12 protein-coding genes are annotated in these 18,059 nt (G+C 62.3%); 8 read left to right on the top strand and 4 right to left on the bottom strand.

The window, feature by feature from the left end; all coding sequences use genetic code 11:
* Window positions 1–38 precede the first annotated feature (38 nt).
* The 8 genes from AVO45_RS10830 (at window position 39) to AVO45_RS10800 (ending at window position 12,320) form a co-directional block, all read left to right on the top strand.
* On the top strand, window positions 39–629 hold the full coding sequence (locus AVO45_RS10830; protein WP_068346846.1) for a hypothetical protein: 591 nt from the start codon (window positions 39–41) through the stop codon (window positions 627–629).
* Between the two features lie 56 nt (window positions 630–685).
* Window positions 686–808 (top strand): hypothetical protein, encoded by a 123-nt coding sequence (locus tag AVO45_RS20125; RefSeq protein ID WP_276202406.1) that lies wholly within the window; start codon window positions 686–688, stop codon window positions 806–808.
* A gap of 51 nt (window positions 809–859) precedes the next feature.
* Entirely contained in the window at window positions 860–1,477 is a 618-nt protein-coding gene (locus AVO45_RS10825) for a hypothetical protein (RefSeq protein ID WP_068346843.1), read from the top strand.
* A gap of 267 nt (window positions 1,478–1,744) precedes the next feature.
* Window positions 1,745–4,891 (top strand): AAA domain-containing protein, encoded by a 3,147-nt coding sequence (locus AVO45_RS10820; RefSeq protein ID WP_068346842.1) that lies wholly within the window; start codon window positions 1,745–1,747, stop codon window positions 4,889–4,891.
* A complete protein-coding gene (locus AVO45_RS10815; RefSeq protein WP_068346840.1) occupies window positions 4,860–6,458 on the top strand; it encodes a coiled-coil domain-containing protein in 1,599 nt (532 codons plus the stop codon). The genes AVO45_RS10820 and AVO45_RS10815 overlap by 32 nt, the downstream gene beginning before the upstream one ends.
* Complete coding sequence (locus tag AVO45_RS10810) at window positions 6,458–8,458, top strand: McrB family protein (RefSeq protein WP_068346838.1); 2,001 nt, start codon at window positions 6,458–6,460, stop codon at window positions 8,456–8,458. The genes AVO45_RS10815 and AVO45_RS10810 overlap by 1 nt, the downstream gene beginning before the upstream one ends.
* A complete protein-coding gene (locus tag AVO45_RS10805; RefSeq protein ID WP_068346836.1) occupies window positions 8,455–9,954 on the top strand; it encodes a hypothetical protein in 1,500 nt (499 codons plus the stop codon). The genes AVO45_RS10810 and AVO45_RS10805 overlap by 4 nt, the downstream gene beginning before the upstream one ends.
* Complete coding sequence (locus AVO45_RS10800) at window positions 9,951–12,320, top strand: hypothetical protein (RefSeq protein ID WP_068346834.1); 2,370 nt, start codon at window positions 9,951–9,953, stop codon at window positions 12,318–12,320. Before AVO45_RS10805 ends, AVO45_RS10800 begins: the two co-directional genes overlap by 4 nt.
* A 246-nt stretch (window positions 12,321–12,566) precedes the next feature.
* On the opposite strand, the gene AVO45_RS10795 is transcribed toward AVO45_RS10800, so the two are convergent.
* Genes AVO45_RS10795 through AVO45_RS19720 form a run of 4 tightly spaced genes read right to left on the bottom strand, consistent with a single transcriptional unit; the run spans window position 12,567 to window position 17,911 of the window.
* Window positions 12,567–14,351 carry a TniQ family protein gene (locus AVO45_RS10795; RefSeq protein WP_068346832.1) on the bottom strand — a complete coding sequence of 595 codons (1,785 nt, stop codon included), beginning with the start codon at window positions 14,349–14,351 and terminating at the stop codon, window positions 12,567–12,569.
* Entirely contained in the window at window positions 14,344–15,327 is a 984-nt protein-coding gene (locus AVO45_RS10790; protein ID WP_068346830.1) for a TniB family NTP-binding protein, read from the bottom strand. The genes AVO45_RS10795 and AVO45_RS10790 overlap by 8 nt, the downstream gene beginning before the upstream one ends.
* Window positions 15,324–17,264 (bottom strand): Mu transposase C-terminal domain-containing protein, encoded by a 1,941-nt coding sequence (locus AVO45_RS10785; RefSeq protein WP_068346828.1) that lies wholly within the window; start codon window positions 17,262–17,264, stop codon window positions 15,324–15,326. The genes AVO45_RS10790 and AVO45_RS10785 overlap by 4 nt, the downstream gene beginning before the upstream one ends.
* Window positions 17,261–17,911 carry a hypothetical protein gene (locus tag AVO45_RS19720; RefSeq protein ID WP_068346826.1) on the bottom strand — a complete coding sequence of 217 codons (651 nt, stop codon included), beginning with the start codon at window positions 17,909–17,911 and terminating at the stop codon, window positions 17,261–17,263. Before AVO45_RS19720 ends, AVO45_RS10785 begins: the two co-directional genes overlap by 4 nt.
* Window positions 17,912–18,059 lie beyond the last annotated feature (148 nt).

Raw genomic sequence — 18,059 nt, 5'->3', positions numbered from 1 at the left:
GCTGCCAGCAGGGCTGCACAATTATTGAGCTGAGACAAATGAACCGGACCTACTTTCATTATTCCACGCAGGAATTGGAATACGAATACCGACAGCATTTCGGGAACCTGAAAAAACTGCTGGAGTTGTCGGAAGAACTAAAGCACCGCTCGCGGCCGCATGCGTTAGAATTGCAGGAAAGAGTTTCCAAACGGATCGCTTCACTTCAGTCCAGAAGCAGCGAGGATGAAACCATTCTGCGTCTGCTCAGGCAGATGCGAAGTCACGACCAGACGAAACAAGCTCTTGAGCAAACAAAGCGACAGCTGGTGGCTCTCAGATTGCGTGTTGAAACTTTGGAAGCTGAACTTGAAGCGGAACGGCGCGCAACAACGGTAGATTTCGATGACATCGTATGTTTGAAGAAGCCGGGCAAAGATGGCGTTCTCTTCGTAAGCGTATCGGAAACTCCTTCGACAGACCCAACGCAAAAAGTGACGTTTCGTCACCCTGACCACTCGATTTCGGCAGATCTGCTCGGAGCGCGAGTTGGCGATTTCGTAGAGCTCGATGGGCGGGTCAGATACCAAATTGTGCAGATCACAAAGGTCAGCAAGGGTTTTTTTGTCGAAATGTCACATTTTGATTAACTGAAGTAGTCTCGATGTAATCGGATACCGTCCCGGGCCTGAAAGCCTGAGCCGACGTGGCAGCAACCTTCCTGAGTGGCACAGGTCAGGGCGCTGTGCTGGGCAAATGGCTGGACCTGGCCATGCCGCCTGCCGTCACGTTTTTCTTCAACGATGGCACCGGCTGCGATGCGCAATGACGCGGCACAGGTTGGCCACGACAAAACCACGTTTCAACAAGAAATGAATTGATGAGTGCAAGCGAAGCCCTCTGGCAATCGACCCGAAACCTGCTGGATGTGCAGGTGAACCTGGAAAAGCTGTATGACGCGTTCGACACGGTTGAACTTGACGAAACCGGTAAAGGTGGTCTGATCATCGAATTTGACAGCAACACCTATGAAGGCGGGGATTGGGTCAGACCCGTCTGGAATGCCTATTACAAGGTGAACGAGCGCCTGAACGTCGGGAAGGACAAGGAAAAAAAGAAGGGGCTGGGCTACATTACTCTGGCCATTCAACTGACCTCCGATCCGGGTCACGGCGACGATTGGGAGTACGGGCGGCAAGCCAAGGTTCTGGTCGGGTATTGCCCGTCCCCGAAATCGGACGACCGGTGGGAATTCGACACTGCCAACCCCGAGGGCGCGGGCGAAAGTGAAGACGGCAACCCGAGAGGCAGTCTCTGGGTCTACTGCGACGACGACCGCAGCTGGTTCTACGCGGTGCAGCTCGAAGCACTCGACAGACCTGAAGCCGTCGATGGATACCTCGTGAATCCTTTGCGCGCGTTGATCAAAGGCAATGCCCCTGAAAAAGTTTTCGGCCCCATCAAGGACAAGCTGTGCATCCCGCCCCAAAAGGCCTGAGCAGCGGGCCGGAGGACCCGGCCTGACGCCGACTTGCGCGGAAGACGTCGCCCTGTCGGCAGATGCCGCGCAGTCGGTTTTTCGCGCTTCGGCACCGACGCATGGTCAGGACAACCAACCCTTGCATGTCAGACTGAAACTTGGCATCTGTTCATCCGCGCCTCGAACTGTCGGGTGGAACAACACTTTTGAAACAAACGGTTAACATTCAGAAGGTACGGGGCCGGATCGCGTGAAAACCCGCTTAACGTGCATGGAGCGTCGCCTTTGAGCACCCTGCTGCGCACAGTCGAAGCCTTCCCCCGCGGTCGCACGACCGACGAATTGTACGCGCTGTTGGATGTTGAGTTCAGCGCCGCCCGGCGCGAGCAGATCCTGGCCGAACTGCTCGCCTTGCAGAAGCAGGGCGTCGTGACCCTTGGTCATGACAACAAGTGGCGGGCGGTCAGCCGGACGGTGGTGGCGGCCGGGCGTCACGAAACCGGGGCAGGGCTGGATGCCGGCGCGGATCCGGGCGCGGTGCTTCAGGCGGTTCCGGCGGGTTTCTCGCGGCAGGCGGACCGGGAAACCGCCGGATCCGAGGACGGCGCGGACACGGCACAGATCAATCCGATTGCCTTGCTGCGATACTATCGTGCGGCGCTGCAAAGCGATCCGCGCGGCGCGCTGACACAGGCCGATGACCGGCACGGAACCGCGTATCAGCTGATCTGCGGCGCGGGCGACCCGTTCCCCGAAGACGGCGAAACGGGCATCATCCGGGTCACGTTGGAGCATCTGCCCGACAGTTTCCGCGAGGCTCTGTCCCGCCGCGAGGCGAATGACCGGGCGCTGGCCATCGGCTGGCCCATTTCGATCGGCCGCAAAAGCGGCGCGCCCGCGATCCGGCCCGTCGGCCTGATCGCGGCCACGTGGGAGCGCAGCGGCGAACAGTTGGTGATCCGGATCGCGGTCGATGACGTCATGGTCAACCCCGACTGGATCCGGGCCGCCGCAACCGGAACCGCCTGGACGGCCGGGGCCCTGCGCGACATCTTTGCCGGTCAGGGCGGGGCCGGGCTGTCGCGCGATGATTTCCTGCTGCGGCTGCGCGAGGCCGCGGCGAAATCGATCCGCGGCAAGATCACGGGCCGCCGCTTCGCCACCAGCCTCGACCCGGCGGATGGGGGCATCTTTGACGCGATGGGGCTGTTTCTGCCCACCGAAAGTTCATTCACGGCGGGCGCGGTGCGTGACCTCGACCAGATCGCCACCTGGGCGCCCGAGAAGATCGCCCGCACCGCCCTGGGCCCCTTGCTGGGGCTGAAACATGACGGGGAGATCCCCGCGGATCCGCCGATCAATGTCGGACCGCTGAACCACGAACAGATCCGCGCCGTGGCAAATGCCGCCGCGCATCCGCTTTCGGTGGTGACAGGGCCGCCGGGCACCGGCAAAAGCCAGGCCATCGTCGCCATGGCCGCAACGACCCTGCTGCGGGGCGGGTCGGTGATGGTGGCCTCGAAGAACCACCAGGCGCTGGACGCGGTCGAACAACGCCTGTCCGAAATCGCGCCTGACGTTCCGTTCATGGTGCGCACGCTGGACCCCGCGCGCGAGATCGATCAGGGCATGACAGATGTGGTCGCGCAGCTGGTCAACGACCCCGGCAGGGCGCCCGGGTTTCACGATCCGGCACTGGCGGATCAGTTGACCGACCTGGCGGGCCGACGCCTGCAAGCGCTCGATACGGTCGAGGCCCGGCGCGTGCTGAACCTGCAACTGGCCGATCTGATCGAAACCCTCGACCTGCGCGCGGACGACCCCGAACCGGAACCGGCCACAGGCCCCGAGGCGCGGGGCCTTTTGGCCCGTCTGCTGCGCTGGCTGCTGCCGGGCCGCTTTGACCCGACCGGCGCCGCGGACGCTCCCCCGCCCTCGGGCCGCGCCGCGATCGAGGCCAAAATCCGGGCGCTGCGGGCCGAACTGGCCCGGCTGGCCCCACCACCGGACCCGGTGGATCTGACCCAACAGATCGAACCCCTCGCCAAGACCGTCATGCGCCAGACCTTGGTCGCACGGGCGGCCCTGACCGAGGGTCAGCGCATCGATCTGTCGAACCAGCATGACGACCTGGCCCTGCACGGAGGCGGCGCCATGTCCCGCGATCTGGCCCAGACGGTGCTGGATCACCGCCCGCTGTGGCTGGCCTCGGTTCTGGGTACGCCCCGGCGCATTCCCTTGTACGAGGGCCTGTTCGATCTGGTGATCTTTGACGAGTCCAGCCAGTGCGACATCGCTTCGGCCCTGCCCCTGCTGGCGCGGGCAAAGCGGGCGGTGATCGTGGGCGACGATCGGCAGCTGGCCTTCATTTCCCAGATCGGGCTTTCCCAGGATCGCAACCTGATGGCCGCCAACGGGCTGCCGGATTCGGGAACCGGCCGGTTCTCGCAGGGCCGCAAGAGCCTGTTCGACCTGGCCCGCAGCACGCCGGAGGTTCCGGCGGTCATGCTACGCGATCAGTATCGCTCGGCCGAAGGGATCGTGGACTACATCAACACGCAGTTCTACGGCGGTAAGCTGCGGGTCGCGGCGGATCTGGAGGCGCTGAAACTGCCCAAGGGGCGCAAGCCGGGCCTGGCGTGGACGCATGTGCCCGGCCCGGGCCGGGCGACATCCACGGCACAGAACGTGAACCTTGCCGAAGTTGCCGCGATCACGCGCGAGGTTCAGGATCTTCTGGTGACTCAGGCCTACATGGGAACGGTCGGGGTGATTGCCCCGTTCCGACCGCAGGTGCACGCATTGACCCAGGCGTTGCGACAGGCGCTGCCGGACACTTGCTGGACCAGGGCCGATCTGCGCGTCGGCACGGTTGACGGGTTTCAGGGCCAGGAACGCGACCTGATCCTGTTTTCGCCCACCGTGCATGAAGGGGCCGCGCCCTCTGCGGTGACGTTCTTGGTGCGCGAATGGCGGCGCATGAACGTGGCGATCAGCCGAGCGCGGGCGGTGGCCCATGTGTTCGGCGATCTGGATTACGCGCGTTCGGGGAAGATCAGGCAGCTGCAAAGCCTCGCCGCGCGCGCGACCGAACCGCGTGGCCGTTCCGGCGAGGGCGTGTTCGAAAGTGACTGGGAACGCATCGTGTTCCACGCGCTGAAGGCGCGCGGCCTCGATCCGCAGCCGCAATACGAAATCGCAGGCCGCCGGCTGGACTTTGCCCTGTTCGGGGCGAACGGGGTCAAGCTGGACCTCGAAGTCGACGGTCGCCGCTGGCACCAGGATGCCGACGGCAACCGCAAGATCGACGATCACTGGCGTGATCACCAGATGCGCGCACTGGGCTGGAAGGTGCGGCGGTTCTGGGTGGATGAGTTGAAACAGGACATGGAGGGGTGCCTTGACCTCGTCGAACGAGACCTCAACGACTGACACCGTGCGCAAGTCGCATCTGTTTGCCTGGCTGGCCATCGGCAGCGCCGTCATCACGGCGGCGGTTCTGGCCGCTTTCGTGTACCTCGTGATCGGTCTGGAGCAGGAGTTCGGCGAGATCCGCAACGACCGCGCCCGGATCGAGCGCGACATCGCCGACGGGCAGGCGACGCTTGCCGCACTTGGTGCGGAAATCGAGGGCGCGAAGGCCGATTTGGCGGGGTTGCAGGCCGAGCGGGTGCAGGCCGAAACCCTGATCGGACAGCTGCAGAGCCTGAACGCCAAGGTCCAAGAGGCACAGACCGCCCTGAAGGCGTTGGAGGCCGACCGAACCGATGCCCAGCAGAAGATCGCTACCCGCGACGCGGTCCGGTCTGAAATCGACAAGGCTCAAAGCCTTCTGGACGGGATGCGCGACCAACAAGCGGCACTGCAGCGTGAGATCGATCAGCTTGAGACCCGCAAAACCAACGCCCGGAACGAAGCCCGCGATCTGGAATCCCGCCGTGGCCAGCTTCAGGATCAGGTGGACGACCTGAATCGCCTCAAGCAAGAGCGCGACCGGGTCGCGGCCGATCTTCAGAAGACGAAAGACGAACTGGCCGCCGCCGAACGTGACTTGAAGACCGTTCAAAAGGAAAGTGCCGATCAGAGCGCCCAAGCGGTTGCCGCCGAGCGCCGCGCGAAGCAGGCGCAGGAGGATCTCGATCGGCTTCAGCCTCAGATCGAACAGGCGCGCTCGGACCTTCAGTCCGCGCAGAACGAAGTCCGCGAACGGACGGCCGAGTTGGACGGGCTGCGCCGCGATATCGAGCTTGCCGAAGACCGGGTTGGCGAACTTCAGGATCAAGAAGCCCGCCTGAAAGGGATCGAAACCAAGGTTCAGGACGCCGAAACGCGGTTGGACGAGGTCAATCAGCAGATCAACGCGCGCCGGGAGGAAAAGCGCCGACTGGAAACCGAAATCACCACCGCACGTCAGAACCTGCTGCAAGCGCAGGCGGAGTTGGCCTCGGCTCAGGCGGATGCCTCGGACTGGCAGCAGCAGGCCCAAAAGCTGGAAACTGACCTGCAGCAGGCCCAAAACCGGCTTGCGGATCTGGACCGAAAGATTACCGAAAAACAGACCGCGCTGGCGACGGTGACCACGGACAAGGACGCAGCCGAACAGGCGCTGAACCAGGCTCTGGCCAGAACGAAGGCCGAGCAGGACCGCCGCGCCCGGATTGCCGAGGCCATTGCGCAGTTGGAACAGGATCGGGACGGTCTGGAAAAACAGAAGGCGGATCTGATGGCCAGCCTTTCGGCGCTGACGGCAGAAACCGCGACGTTGAAGACCGAGCAAGAACGGCTGTCTGCCGAGAAAATCGAACTTGAGGTCGCGGTGAACGATCTGCGGGCACAGAAAAAAGCCGCCGAGACCGCAGCAGCCGACGCGCGCAAGGAACTGGCGACGATCACCGGGCGGCTTGCGGTGATGCGGACGATGGTCGAGGCGCCGGCCGCGCCCGACCCGCAGAATGACGCCGGACAATCCGACGAAGCACAGACGCAGGAGGCCAACTGATGGGAACGCTGCTGATCTCGGCGCTGCTTGCGGCATTCGTTCTGTTCGTCCTGGCGGCGATCATGGGGATGGTGGCCTGGCGGGCCGACCATGCCATCACGATCAAGGGACCGATGGCCTCCTTGGGCGAGTTGGAAGCGCAGATCGCGGGCAAAAAACACCTGCGCGACGATCTTGAGGCCGAAGTACAAAAGCTTCGCGAAACCGCAGCGGACTACGCGTTCAAACAGGCCGAAGTGGATGCGCTGGTTCGGCAAAAGGCCGAGTTGCAGGCCGAATGGAACCAGCTTGAAGACCGCCGGCAGGAAATCCTGGCCCTGCGCCAGGAAACCGACGAGGCACAGACCGCGCTGGCGCAGGTCACGCGCGATCTGACCGAAAAGGCCGCCGAGCTGGAACAGGTCGAAGCGCGCCTTCAGAAGGCGGAACGGCTGGTCGCCCAGACGGAGCAGCTGGAACAGAGCCGCGCCCAGCTGGAACAGGCGGTGGCCGATCTGCGCGGCGAGCTGTCCGATCTGCAAAACCTGAAGGCCCGCGAGGCCGAGCTGCGCGAGCGCATCGACCGGTTCGAGCGCGATGCCGCCCGCCTGCAGGGCGAGGTCGAGACCTTCCGCGCCCGCCGCGACGAGGCCGAAGATGGTACCCGCGCCGCAGAGGAGCGGCTGGAACAGATCCGCGCGGCCCATACCGACGAGGCGGCCCGGCTGGCCTCGGCCCAGACCGAACTGACCCGGATGGACGCACAGCGCGCAGAACTGCTGGCCCAGATCGAGGCGATGAAGGACAAGGCCGGGCTTGCGGCGGGCGGGGGCGGCAAGCAGGCCGACCCGCTGGTCGAGCTCAGGTCGCTGCCGCCGGTGCTGCGCGACATGCAGGGCTGGGACGAACACGCGCGCGAGACCGAAGCCGAGGCGCTGCACCGCGTTTCCGTGCACATGAAGGTGCTGGGGCTGGACTATCACCGCCGGGTGATCCGCGCCTATCACACCGCGATGAAGGTGAACGAGACCACTCAGATGGCGGTTCTGGCGGGGATTTCGGGCACCGGCAAAAGCCAGCTGCCGCGCCGCTATGCGCAGGCGATGGGGATCGGGTTCCTGCAGGTCCCGGTTCAGCCGCGATGGGACAGCCCGCAGGATCTGATGGGGTTCTACAACTATATCGAAGGCAAATACCGGCCCACCGATCTGGCGCAGGCGCTGTATTACATGGATGAATGGAATGGTCCGGCGGATGGCGGCTTTGACGACCGGATGCTGCTGGTGCTGCTGGACGAGATGAACCTGGCGCGGGTCGAATATTACTTCTCGGACTTCCTCAGCCGCTTGGAAAGCCGCCCCGGCATCGACGAGACCGACCGCGCCGAAGCCCGAAAGGATGCCGAGCTGAACCTGGACATTCCCATGCCGGATGGGCAGGCGCCGCGGATATTCCCTGGCTACAACGTGCTGTTCGCCGGCACCATGAACGAGGATGAAAGCACCCAGTCGCTGTCGGACAAGGTGGTCGACCGGGCCAACGTGCTGCGCTTTGCGGCGCCACGCACGATCAAAGCCGGGCAGACCCAGGGCACGCCGGTCGAAACCCGGGCCCTGACCCGCCGCCAGTGGCGCGCCTGGGTGCGTGACATCGACACGCTGGGGTCCGACCGTCCCAAGGTTGAAGACCACGTCGAAAAGATGGTGGGCCACATGACAGCACTGGGTCGCCCCTTCGGACACAGGCTGGGGCGGGCGATCATGGCCTACGCCGCCAACTACCCCGAGGACAACGGCCACCGCGACCTTCAGGCCGCGCTGGCCGATCAGGTCGAAATGCGGCTGCTGCCCAAGCTGCGCGGCGTCGAGGTGGAAAACCTGACCGGACCGCTGGACAACCTCGCCGGCTATGTCGAGGCGGATCTGGGCGACCCCGATCTGGCTCAGGCGATCCGCGAGTCCGTCCGCCACGCCGAGGACGAGACCGGACAGTTCGTCTGGCGCGGGGTGGCGCGCGGATGAAGCTGATCCGTAGGCCCTGGTCGCACCGCACCGAGGACCCCGCGGCGGCGGTGCTCGGTCCGTCGGACTGTCTGCTGGGCGAGGCTTCGGGCAGCCACGGCGCCCAGTCCCGGCATGCGGTTCTTCTGGCGCGCGACGGGGCCGAGCTGCGCCTGTACCCTTATCCCAAGACGGGCCGGTCAAATGCCCCGTGCCAGATCACCGGCCTGCCCGCGCGCCCCAAGATCGGGCTCGAGCCGCGCACCGAGGACGAAAGGGTGGCCCTTGCCGCTTCGGCGCGGATGCACCGGGTGCTGGCGCGCATCCACGAGGTCGAGGGCGCGCTGGACGACCCCGAAAACCTGTGGCCGCGCCTGCAGGCGGCGTGGGACCGGGCCGAAAACGAAGCCGATCCGCGCATGGCCGAGATCGTGCGCCAGTCGCAGCAGACCCGGCCCCATGTTCTGCAACTGGAATCACGCATTCGCCGGGTGCTGCGCCGCAACCGCGAGATGGTGCCGCTGGACCGGGTGCAGGAAATGGACCGGGCCTCGATGCTGTGGATGGTGCGCCAGCCGGGCCGCAGCATCGCCGAACGGGCCGGCGCCGACCAGCGGGTTCTTGCGATTGCCCGGCACGAGAACTTCAACACGCTCGAGAACCGCGTGTTCCACGCCTATCTGCGGCTGGCCGAGCGGTTTGCAAGGCAATGGCTGCGCGAACACAAGACGGCTCAGAGCAGTCAGCGCTATCGCAATGTCGAATCCTATCAGCGCCTGTGCCGCCGCCTTTCGCGCCAGCTGCGCGAGCTGAATGTCGGCGTGGCGGACCCGGACGTGACCGACAATTACGTGCTGATGGAGGACCGCGCCTATCGCGCGATCCGCCAAGCCTGGGACAAACTGCTGCGGCAGAACAAGGCCGAGGACGAGCTGTGGGCGTGGCAGGCCCAGAGCTGGACCGATTTCTGCGTTCTGGCGGTCACGCTGGCCCTGCACGGTCTGGACGAGGCCCAGCTTCTGGCGCAGGCCCCTCTGATCTGGCTGGACGAGGCCATCCAGGGGCGCCGGTTCCTGCATGACCGGCCTCTGGCGGTGTTCTGGCTGCGCGACAGCGGCCTGATCGTCGAGGTCCAGGCCCGCCCTGAACGGGTTTCCCGCATCCAGTTCGCCGCGCGGGCGCATGTCTGGCTGCGGGTGACCGATCTGAATTCGGACGCAATCGAACGACGGGTGCCGGTCTGGACGCCGCACAGCTTTGAACCGATGGATCTGCGCACCGAAACGCAGCAGGCGGCAACCTTGATCGAGATGCTGCGCCGCCACGCCACCCATGAGGTGATGCGCGAGGGGGTGATCCTTGCCCCGGCCGATGCGACCTTCGACAGCCACGAGACCACCAGCGGCGGCAGCCGGGTCCGCGGCATCGTCTTCGATGCGCGCGGCGCGGCGCTGCGGCAGGGTAAGCAGGCGCTGGCGGGTTTCGTCCGCTCTCTGTTCACGGCGGAGGCCGCATGAAACGTCTGGTCGGCTATGATCTGAACGGCTGGAGCGACTTCGCCGCCCGGAACTGGCTGGAAATTCCGGGGCAGGAGCCCGTCGAAGACAGGGACCAGGTCGTGAATGGCGGCGCGGGCGGCGTGGTCGTGCGGCTGAAGGACTCCGGTGCCGAAACCGATCTGATCGGTGGCATGCAGGCGGCGCGCGCTCCGCATGGCCGCGGCGGCGGCTGGGGCGACATCGGGACGCAACCGCGCCTCCGGGTGAGCGATATTCTGACCGACCCCGCGTCGCAGAGTGATGCGATCGCCGCCGCGCTGAAGGCGATGGCGGGTGCCCGCAAGGCCACGGTCGCGCTGGCCATCCCCGATCTGCCGGATCTGGACGAACACCGTCAAGAGGCCCTGCTGAAGGCCCTGCGCCAGTTGCGGCCGGGGCGCACGGTTCTGGTCTGGCGACCGGTTCTGGCGGTGTTGGCGGCCCTGCAACGGCTGGATCGGATCGGCTGGTCCGACGTGCGCAACATCGGCATCATCGGCCATGATGCGGGCGGCTTCGTCACGCAGACCCTGCGCCTGCGGCACGGCGCGCTGATCGCGCCCGAACGCCGCGACACGGGCCGGCTGCACCCTTGCGGCCTTGGCCTGAAACCGCTGCTGGATCAGGCCGTCACCGCCCTGCGGGCCTGCTGCGCCAACCCCGATCGCGCGGATCACTTGATCGCCTCGGATCTGCCGCACAGGCTGGCCCTGGGCTTCGACTGTCCGCCCGAACCGTTGCGGAAATGGAACGCCAGCTGGGAGCTGATCGTGCCGCCCCCGGATTTCCGCCCCGCGCCCTGCGCCATTCCCGACAGCGTGGCCCAAAGCGTGCAGGGCTGCGATCTGATCCTGTTCGAAACGCCGACGCGGGGCGCGATCCGTCGGCAGATCCACGAAGCGCTCGTTGCGGCGGCGGGGCGCGACATCTACGCGCTTGCGCCCGATGCGGTCGCGCTGGGGGCGCTCGAGGCCGCCCGCCGCCTGTCCGCCAACCAACCGGTCTATTTCGACTTTCTTCCGCAGATCTCGACCATCGTCCAGGATGGCGACACGGCGAAGAATTACGACCTGATCCCCAAGGACGCGCTGCTGCCGGCCGGCCAACCCTATCGCAGCACCCGACCGGCGGTTCTGGGGCTGCAACCGGGCACGTCCGAAATCAAGGTGCATCTGAAGAAGGAAACCGCACCTGCCCCGCGCCGTGCCGAGGTGAGGCTGCCGGTGCCTCAGACCTCGGCCGAGCGGGTCGAGTTGCACGTCCAGCAGACCCCCGCCGCCGGGGCCGCACGGCTGACCCTGATGTCGCCGGCCTTTTCCGGGCCGGTGGTGGTGGATTGGGACAGCGCCGAAGAGCTGAGCCAGAGCTGGCCGGAGCTGATCGACAGTCTGACCCCCGAGATGCCCACCATCCCGCACCGGCTGGTCCTGCCCTGCGGCACCGACAACTGGTATCCGCGCCGGAACCGTCCCGGTCTGCTGGAACTGCTGCAGCAGGAGGTGCCCGCGCTGTGGCCCGACTGGAACCTGCTGGCCAGCAAACTGTCGAACCGGCCCGAAGGCCGCTATGCGGTCTCGAGCGACGGCGAGCTGCCCGACGATCTGCCGGACGAGGGGCGGCAGCTGCTGGACCGGGCGACCGAACTGGCCGAGGCGGATGTGCGGGCCCGGCTGGACGGAGGCGGTAGCCGCGACAACCATTCGCTGAAATTCCTGACCTGGCTGTTTGCCAGATGTCCCGAATGGGTGGTTCCGGCCATGCTGGATGCGCTCGAGGCGGGGCACGGACGCCATGTGTTCTTTGCACACCACCAGTCCCGCACGCTTCTGTTGCAGGGGGTCGGGCGCACGGCCCGCGACGAACGGGACCAACGGCGCGCCTTCGATCACCTGTTCAGCCTGCCCGAAGACGGCTGGAAAAAGGATCAGATGGCCTGCGCCGCCTTCCTGCTGTCGCGCACCGAAACCGCGCCCATGTTGTTGACGCGGGACGAGGTGGAACAACTCGCCGACATCGCCGAAGCCAAGGTGCACGACGCAGTGGGCCGCGATTTCACCACGCGCTATTCCTATGGCCCCTATCTTCTGGTGGGATTGCTGCGCTGGCGATTGAATGAGCCTTGGGCGCTGGTCGCCGGCCGCGACGAAACCGCCGACCGGCTGCTGGCTGCCACCCGAACTCTGGCAGACGATCTGGCCAGAAAGGTGGACGGAAAATCGCATCTCGAACGCTATGTGAAGGTGTTGAACGACGTCTGCAAAGAGTTGGAAGGCAAGGGCACCAACCCCAATCTTCTGGTCGATCTGGAAAGCTTTACGCGCAGCAGTGCCAAGGACGACGCCTGAAGGTCTGGGCGTAGCAAAAAATGGACACAGGCTCTCGGTTGGGAAGTGTTTTGGGTTGAACCAACCCAGTTTATCCAGAGTTTGATTTCTCTGTTCTCTATCCACCGACCCCTACGGAACTATTTTGAAGGATCATTAAGACTTCAGTCACCCTTCGTCCGCTGGAAGGTCCTCAGATTGACAACTCTTTGAGAGGCTTTTCGCCAATCCTGACGAATGACGGCTTTCCGAACATGCCGTTGAAATTCAGCGAGCTTGTGGCTCGAATAATGCATCCAACAGATCCCCTACCCTCACAAGGTGCCCTCTTGTGGTATTGCCTTCGGCAAACGAACCGTGTGTCTCGATCCCGCGTGTCTTCAGAGTTTTCAAGATCTTGCGCGAACTACGGCCGGTGCGTCTGGCCAGCATTGAAACCGGTATGAACTCGGCCTGAAACGCGGAAAGGGCTTCTCGGGATACCACCCGCCGCTCCTTCCCTGCATGCGGAGCCTGAGTAGACTTCAGCAGGCCAGTTTTGGCCCACCAGCCGACGCATTGAGGCTTCTGTCCGAGGATGCTTGCGACTTCCTCGATCGTCATGCCGAGAGGTTTCGAACTGGTCGCCATCGCATGTTCGACTTCCCTTTTGCAGAATGCGAAGTCGTTCAAACGCGCGGATTCCGGCGCATAGATCGGATTTAGGATACCATCAAAGATCGCCCGGAACACCTGCGCGACCGCCATGCGATCAGTTGTTTTGCGCAGGTTGATTTCGCCAAACCTGATTATGTCACCTGTCGGCTCAGAGAGGCAAATGCGCAGGGCCGAAGCCACCTCTTCCGCTCGGGATTTGGAGAATTTTCCGTCGGCGACTCCATATCCGTCGCCGGCCGTGATTTTATCGAGAACGCCGGCCTCGTCGAGCAGGTGAAGTTGTGCTTTGGAGATCCCCCAGATCGCGCGAAGCTCGGTTGATCCGATCGTATCGCTACGCACCCCGGCCGCACGATTCGCAACCTCGCGTGAAACCAGGTATTGGCGATGGCCTGATTGGGAAGTTGAAGTCCTGGCGCGAAGCTTTCCATCATCAATGGCCTTGGTGAGGCGTGTCACACCAACACCGATCAAGCTTGCCGCGGCTTTCACAGATAGCCAATCTCCATCATCGCAGTTTTCTCCGCTCAGGACCGGAAAAGATCTCGCTACGATTGGCACACGTTCCTGAAACGTCCTGAACTCCGCTTCTCTGAATGACATGAGGCGCTGATACCATTTTCCGAGCGCCATCGGGATCGTGGTCGCTTCGGGCGGGGCGGTCTCGAACCGTTCCCGAATGTGGTCATCGAACCCTTCCGGGAACCGGGTCAGCATTTCACCGACAGGCGCCAGAAAGGCGGCTGCAGACCCCACGGTTTTTGGGAGGGGCGTTTTCCCCGGCTTTCCCGTTTGGTGTGACTTCGCGTGACTTCCGAGAAATTGCAGGAAGGCCGCAATCCGCGCCGGTGTGCGCTCAAAAAGGACGGTTTCAGACTGGTCAGAACGGCAAAGCACTTTGCTGATCTGCAGTTCCCACTCGGTCGCCCCGTGACGATAAGACGACCGATATGGCCATCCACAGGAGCAGCTATCGAAGGAACCCGTCAACGGGCGAAGCGGTTCTTGGCACCGGTCGCAGGTTTCGATGAGGCGCGTGCCGTGGGCAGGACAGGCGGTTACAAATACATGCTGCCAAGCCCGATCATGCACATGGCCATTTGCGATGCAATCCGGACAAACGGGAGCGATATTCGTCCTGTGAAAATGCCATTCGAGCCGGATGTCCTCTGGCCTTGCCCTCGGCGCCAGGTTCTGCATCAGGGAGAGATCTTGGCCGAGTTCTCGGGCCAGATCTTCGATCCGTTCCATCATCTGGCGTCCATATCGAAGCCCGAAGCAGGCGATGAACTCGGCCGTCTCGGGAAACCCGTTGGCCGCGGCCAGCCTGTGAAGATATCCGTTCAGGCTCTCGTCCTGCTCAGGGTCAACCAGTCGCCATCTGCCGTTACGCATGTTCTACCGCCGCAGAAAACTCGAGAAGATTGGCAGGCGTGAACTTCACGCCGGCTTCCGTGAGAAGAGAAGTGTATGAACGGACGAGAGTGGCATCTGTGGGCGGCTGCTCGCCGAAATAGATTTCTGGCTGCCTCGACGTCTGAAGCAGGCTCTGGGACACTTCGGACACCGCTGCAAGATCCAGAACAGGCTCGCGGAGGTTTCTCGCAATACTTGAGAACAGGCGCAGCATCATGCCCACACGGCCAGACGTCACGCCGTAAGTCCTGCGCGCGCAATCCTCGTCATCGAGCTCGATGCGCACACCATGCACCGCGAAGACGTCGAGCACAGTCAGAAACGCGCGGAAAAACTCATTTCGATCTTCCTCGATGCTCCAATTGTAGGGAAGGAAGTTCACCGTTCGGGTGGCACGGTCCCGGAGCTGCTCATTGGCGTCGATTATTTTCTGAAAGCGAGGTAGGCCACTAAGAATCAGTGTGATTCCGGTCGCATCAACCAGCGCCTTGAACTGGTCAGCCGCCGTTCGCAGCGAAAGGTCGGACCCGCGTTCGACGAGGTGATTGCACTCATCGAGTGCGACGAAGCGGATTCCATCGGATTGGATCGTCGAAATGACCCGGTCCCGAACGCTGCTGGTCGGTTCCTTCTGGCGGACCCTGAAACCCAAGGCGGCCAGGATCGCGCCATTGAGACTCTTGCCATTCGGGATCGGCGGCACACGTCCAAGAACAAAATCGCTTTCCGCAAACAGCCGTGAAGATTGCTGCCTGGTTTCGAGCGTGGTCTTCAGATCCTGAAGGAGCTCTGTCTTTCCGCATCGAGTGGGGCCAAGGAGCGGTATGATGAGCCCCGAATGCTCGTCATTAAGCCCCGCCAGCGCCAGGACTTCATTCTTTGCCTTGATATACTTGTCGTGAAGAACCGTTTTGCGCAGGTCCTTTGCAATGGTTTCGGCAAGTGTGTTTGTCATCGGGGCACCATCCGCGTGTAACTCTCCGGTCGCTTCAATGGCTTGGGAATAGCATGGGCTTCATCGACCAACGGCATTTCGACCTTCTTGTCGTGCAGAGAGCGGGCGTTGACTTCTCTTGCCTTCCTGCGCCCGATCTCGGCTTTGCGCCTGGATCTCAGCCCCTTGTTGGATTTGCCGGCTTTGTCCGCTGCCATGGCAAGCTCCGCGAGTACCAGGCGGGCGGCGATTTCTTCTTCAGGGTCCGGTTTGGTCTTTTCGAGAATCTCGGTGAGTTCCGCAAACGAGATGGCCGGCATCTCAGGATCCTTTGTCCGGACTGGAACATGGCGGCCGGTGTCGGGGTCCAGAACGGCGATTTCTCGGATGTCATGCGGATCGAAACAGACCTCGACTTTTCGGCCGGTTCCGATCTTTGCAATGATGCTGGATAGTTCCGGACCAGCGTAGATCAACCTCTTGAAGTTGATCCCGTAACGGAACAGCGTTCGGGCTTCGCTCCGGACCATGAACATGTTCCGTACCTCACTGGCGGTATAGGGCGCGTCGAGAAACCCAGTTGTTTCAAGACGCCGCCAGCATTTGGTGGGGCTTTCTTGTGAACGCAGCGGGTTCATGACGCGCCTTCGAGGTTTCATCCCATAGCTGTCGTAGCGCCAGACCTGAAGCATGGTTTCAAGGTCATCGAGGGTAAGCGAAGCCTCTTTCATGGCCTTTTCGGTGCGATCCTGCCTTTTGATCTCCGCCGTGCAAGTTGCGCCGGGCAGCTTTTGCAGGAATGCACTTATTTCCCGGAACAACCGTTCGATGAAGGGCTTTTTCCACGGGTGCTTTGGCAGGTTCTTCTGCCATTCCGTCGAGCCGGCAGTGACAAAGGCTTCGATCATATCGCCTCCATTCTCGGACCCTTGATCGGTCACGATTGTCAGTGGGCGGCCATACGCCTGAAATCTGTTGGAAATTCCGTGCCGGTCAAAAAACGAGTCGTCTTTCGGCACCAACATTTCCTTCAGGGTTCGGGCAACAAGCGATTGCGAGGGAGCACTGAGGGACAGCTGCATTGCGAGTATGACGCCCGTCGCGGAATCAATGGCCGCGCAGATCGTCGGGCGTCCCACCACGTTGCCTTCGTCATCTACGACAAAGATATCAGCTGTCGTGCAGTCGATCTCTACCCTATCGAAAGGTTGTTCGACCTTCAGGATGTCCTGCGCGAACACGGTCCGCTGCCTCGCCTCATCACCGCCGAGACGTTGCTTGGTCACTCGCAACCACGGAAGATTGTCGGTAATCGACTTGACTGCCTTGTACCCGCAACATTTGGGCGTTTTCCGCTTTTCATTGCAGGCATCGCGATAGCGCCTACCAGCTACGGCCACGATCTCTGAAATCGAAAGTCTGTCAGAAGTGAGATAGAATTCCTCCAAGAGATCCAGAACGATCTCTTCGAACAACAGATCATGCCGCGCTGTGCGATTCCCCTTCAGGTGATCCTTCGGGACCAAGCCGGCGTCACCAAGATCCCTTCGGATCTTGCGATAATTCTGGATGCTTCGAATGCTGGGAACCCCGATTCCTGCTGCCAGAAACTTGGGATCATTGGCGAATTCCTCGGTCAGTTTCCGGTGCCGCATTGCCCAAGGCAGGCCTTGCGCGAGCAGTTGGTCGTCCCGATTGAGCAATCTGCGTATACAGCGGGCCTTTTCGCGCTGCGCTGGTGAATAGATCCGGTTGGCGTGCTCGTGCCTGTTGTTGTCGAAGAGCACCTTCTCGTTGGCAATCAGCACACGGAATCTCTCAAGCGAAATCTCCGCGTCGCCTCCCTTTTCGCTTTGAAGCTCGACGATGCCTCTATCGGAGAACAGGCTACCAACCGAATATTGCTGATCGTCGAGGATGACTGTTGCGCCGATGTAGTCTCTGAAGTCCTTTTTCATAGCGGTAGAACCTCCAGGTAGCTCAGGTCGCCGTCGGCCCATTGAACCGCGGTGTTGGAAGAAAATCTGGAATTGACGATGTTGCAGGCGAGGTAGCCCTGAGCGATGGCCGCATAGACGGTCTTCTTGTCGAATCCGTCGTCTAAAAGTGCTCCGAGCACGGTTCCGCGCTCTGTTGCAGCTGCAAGGAGTTCACAAGCTTCTTGGGGAGGTTTCTGACCTCGGACATAGCGCGCCAGGACTCGAGCATTCCACTGTATGGGACCGAACAGAAGTTCGTCGGTGACCAGTTGCAGATCGAGACCGATCGTGCCCAGCAAAACCGGAAGGTCTTGGTATTCTGGATTGACCTTGATCCAGTGGCAGTGCTTGGTTTCGAGGAAAACTGTTGCACCGGAAATCTTGGTAATTCGGAAATCCGGCGTGAAGGGCTTGGGAATGTGACCAGTTCCCGAGAACCGATCGAGGCAAGCGGTCTTCGAGGAAAAAACTTCCCCTGAAAGAAGATCGATCGTGCAGGGTTGCGGTTGTATTTTCCTGACGCGAGGATCAAGTTCAGCAAGCATGGCAGTTGTTGCTTCCATGCTGCTTTCGGTTTGGACAATCCCGGGAAATTTGCTGCCAGACAGGAAACTGGCTTTCTGCATTTTTCCTCTTGTATGAATACGACGAGCCACAGGCTCTGCATGTGGGTGGAGCTTCATAGGTCTCAATGATGTTGGGGAGGGTGTTTGGATATGGCGGGACTTTACACATCATTACACCGTGTAATCAAGTCATTTGTGGCTCAGGTTT

Source organism: Ruegeria marisrubri (assembly GCF_001507595.1).
GTDB classification, from domain to species: domain Bacteria; phylum Pseudomonadota; class Alphaproteobacteria; order Rhodobacterales; family Rhodobacteraceae; genus Ruegeria; species Ruegeria marisrubri.
This window is presented reverse-complemented; position numbering and strand designations above follow the sequence as displayed.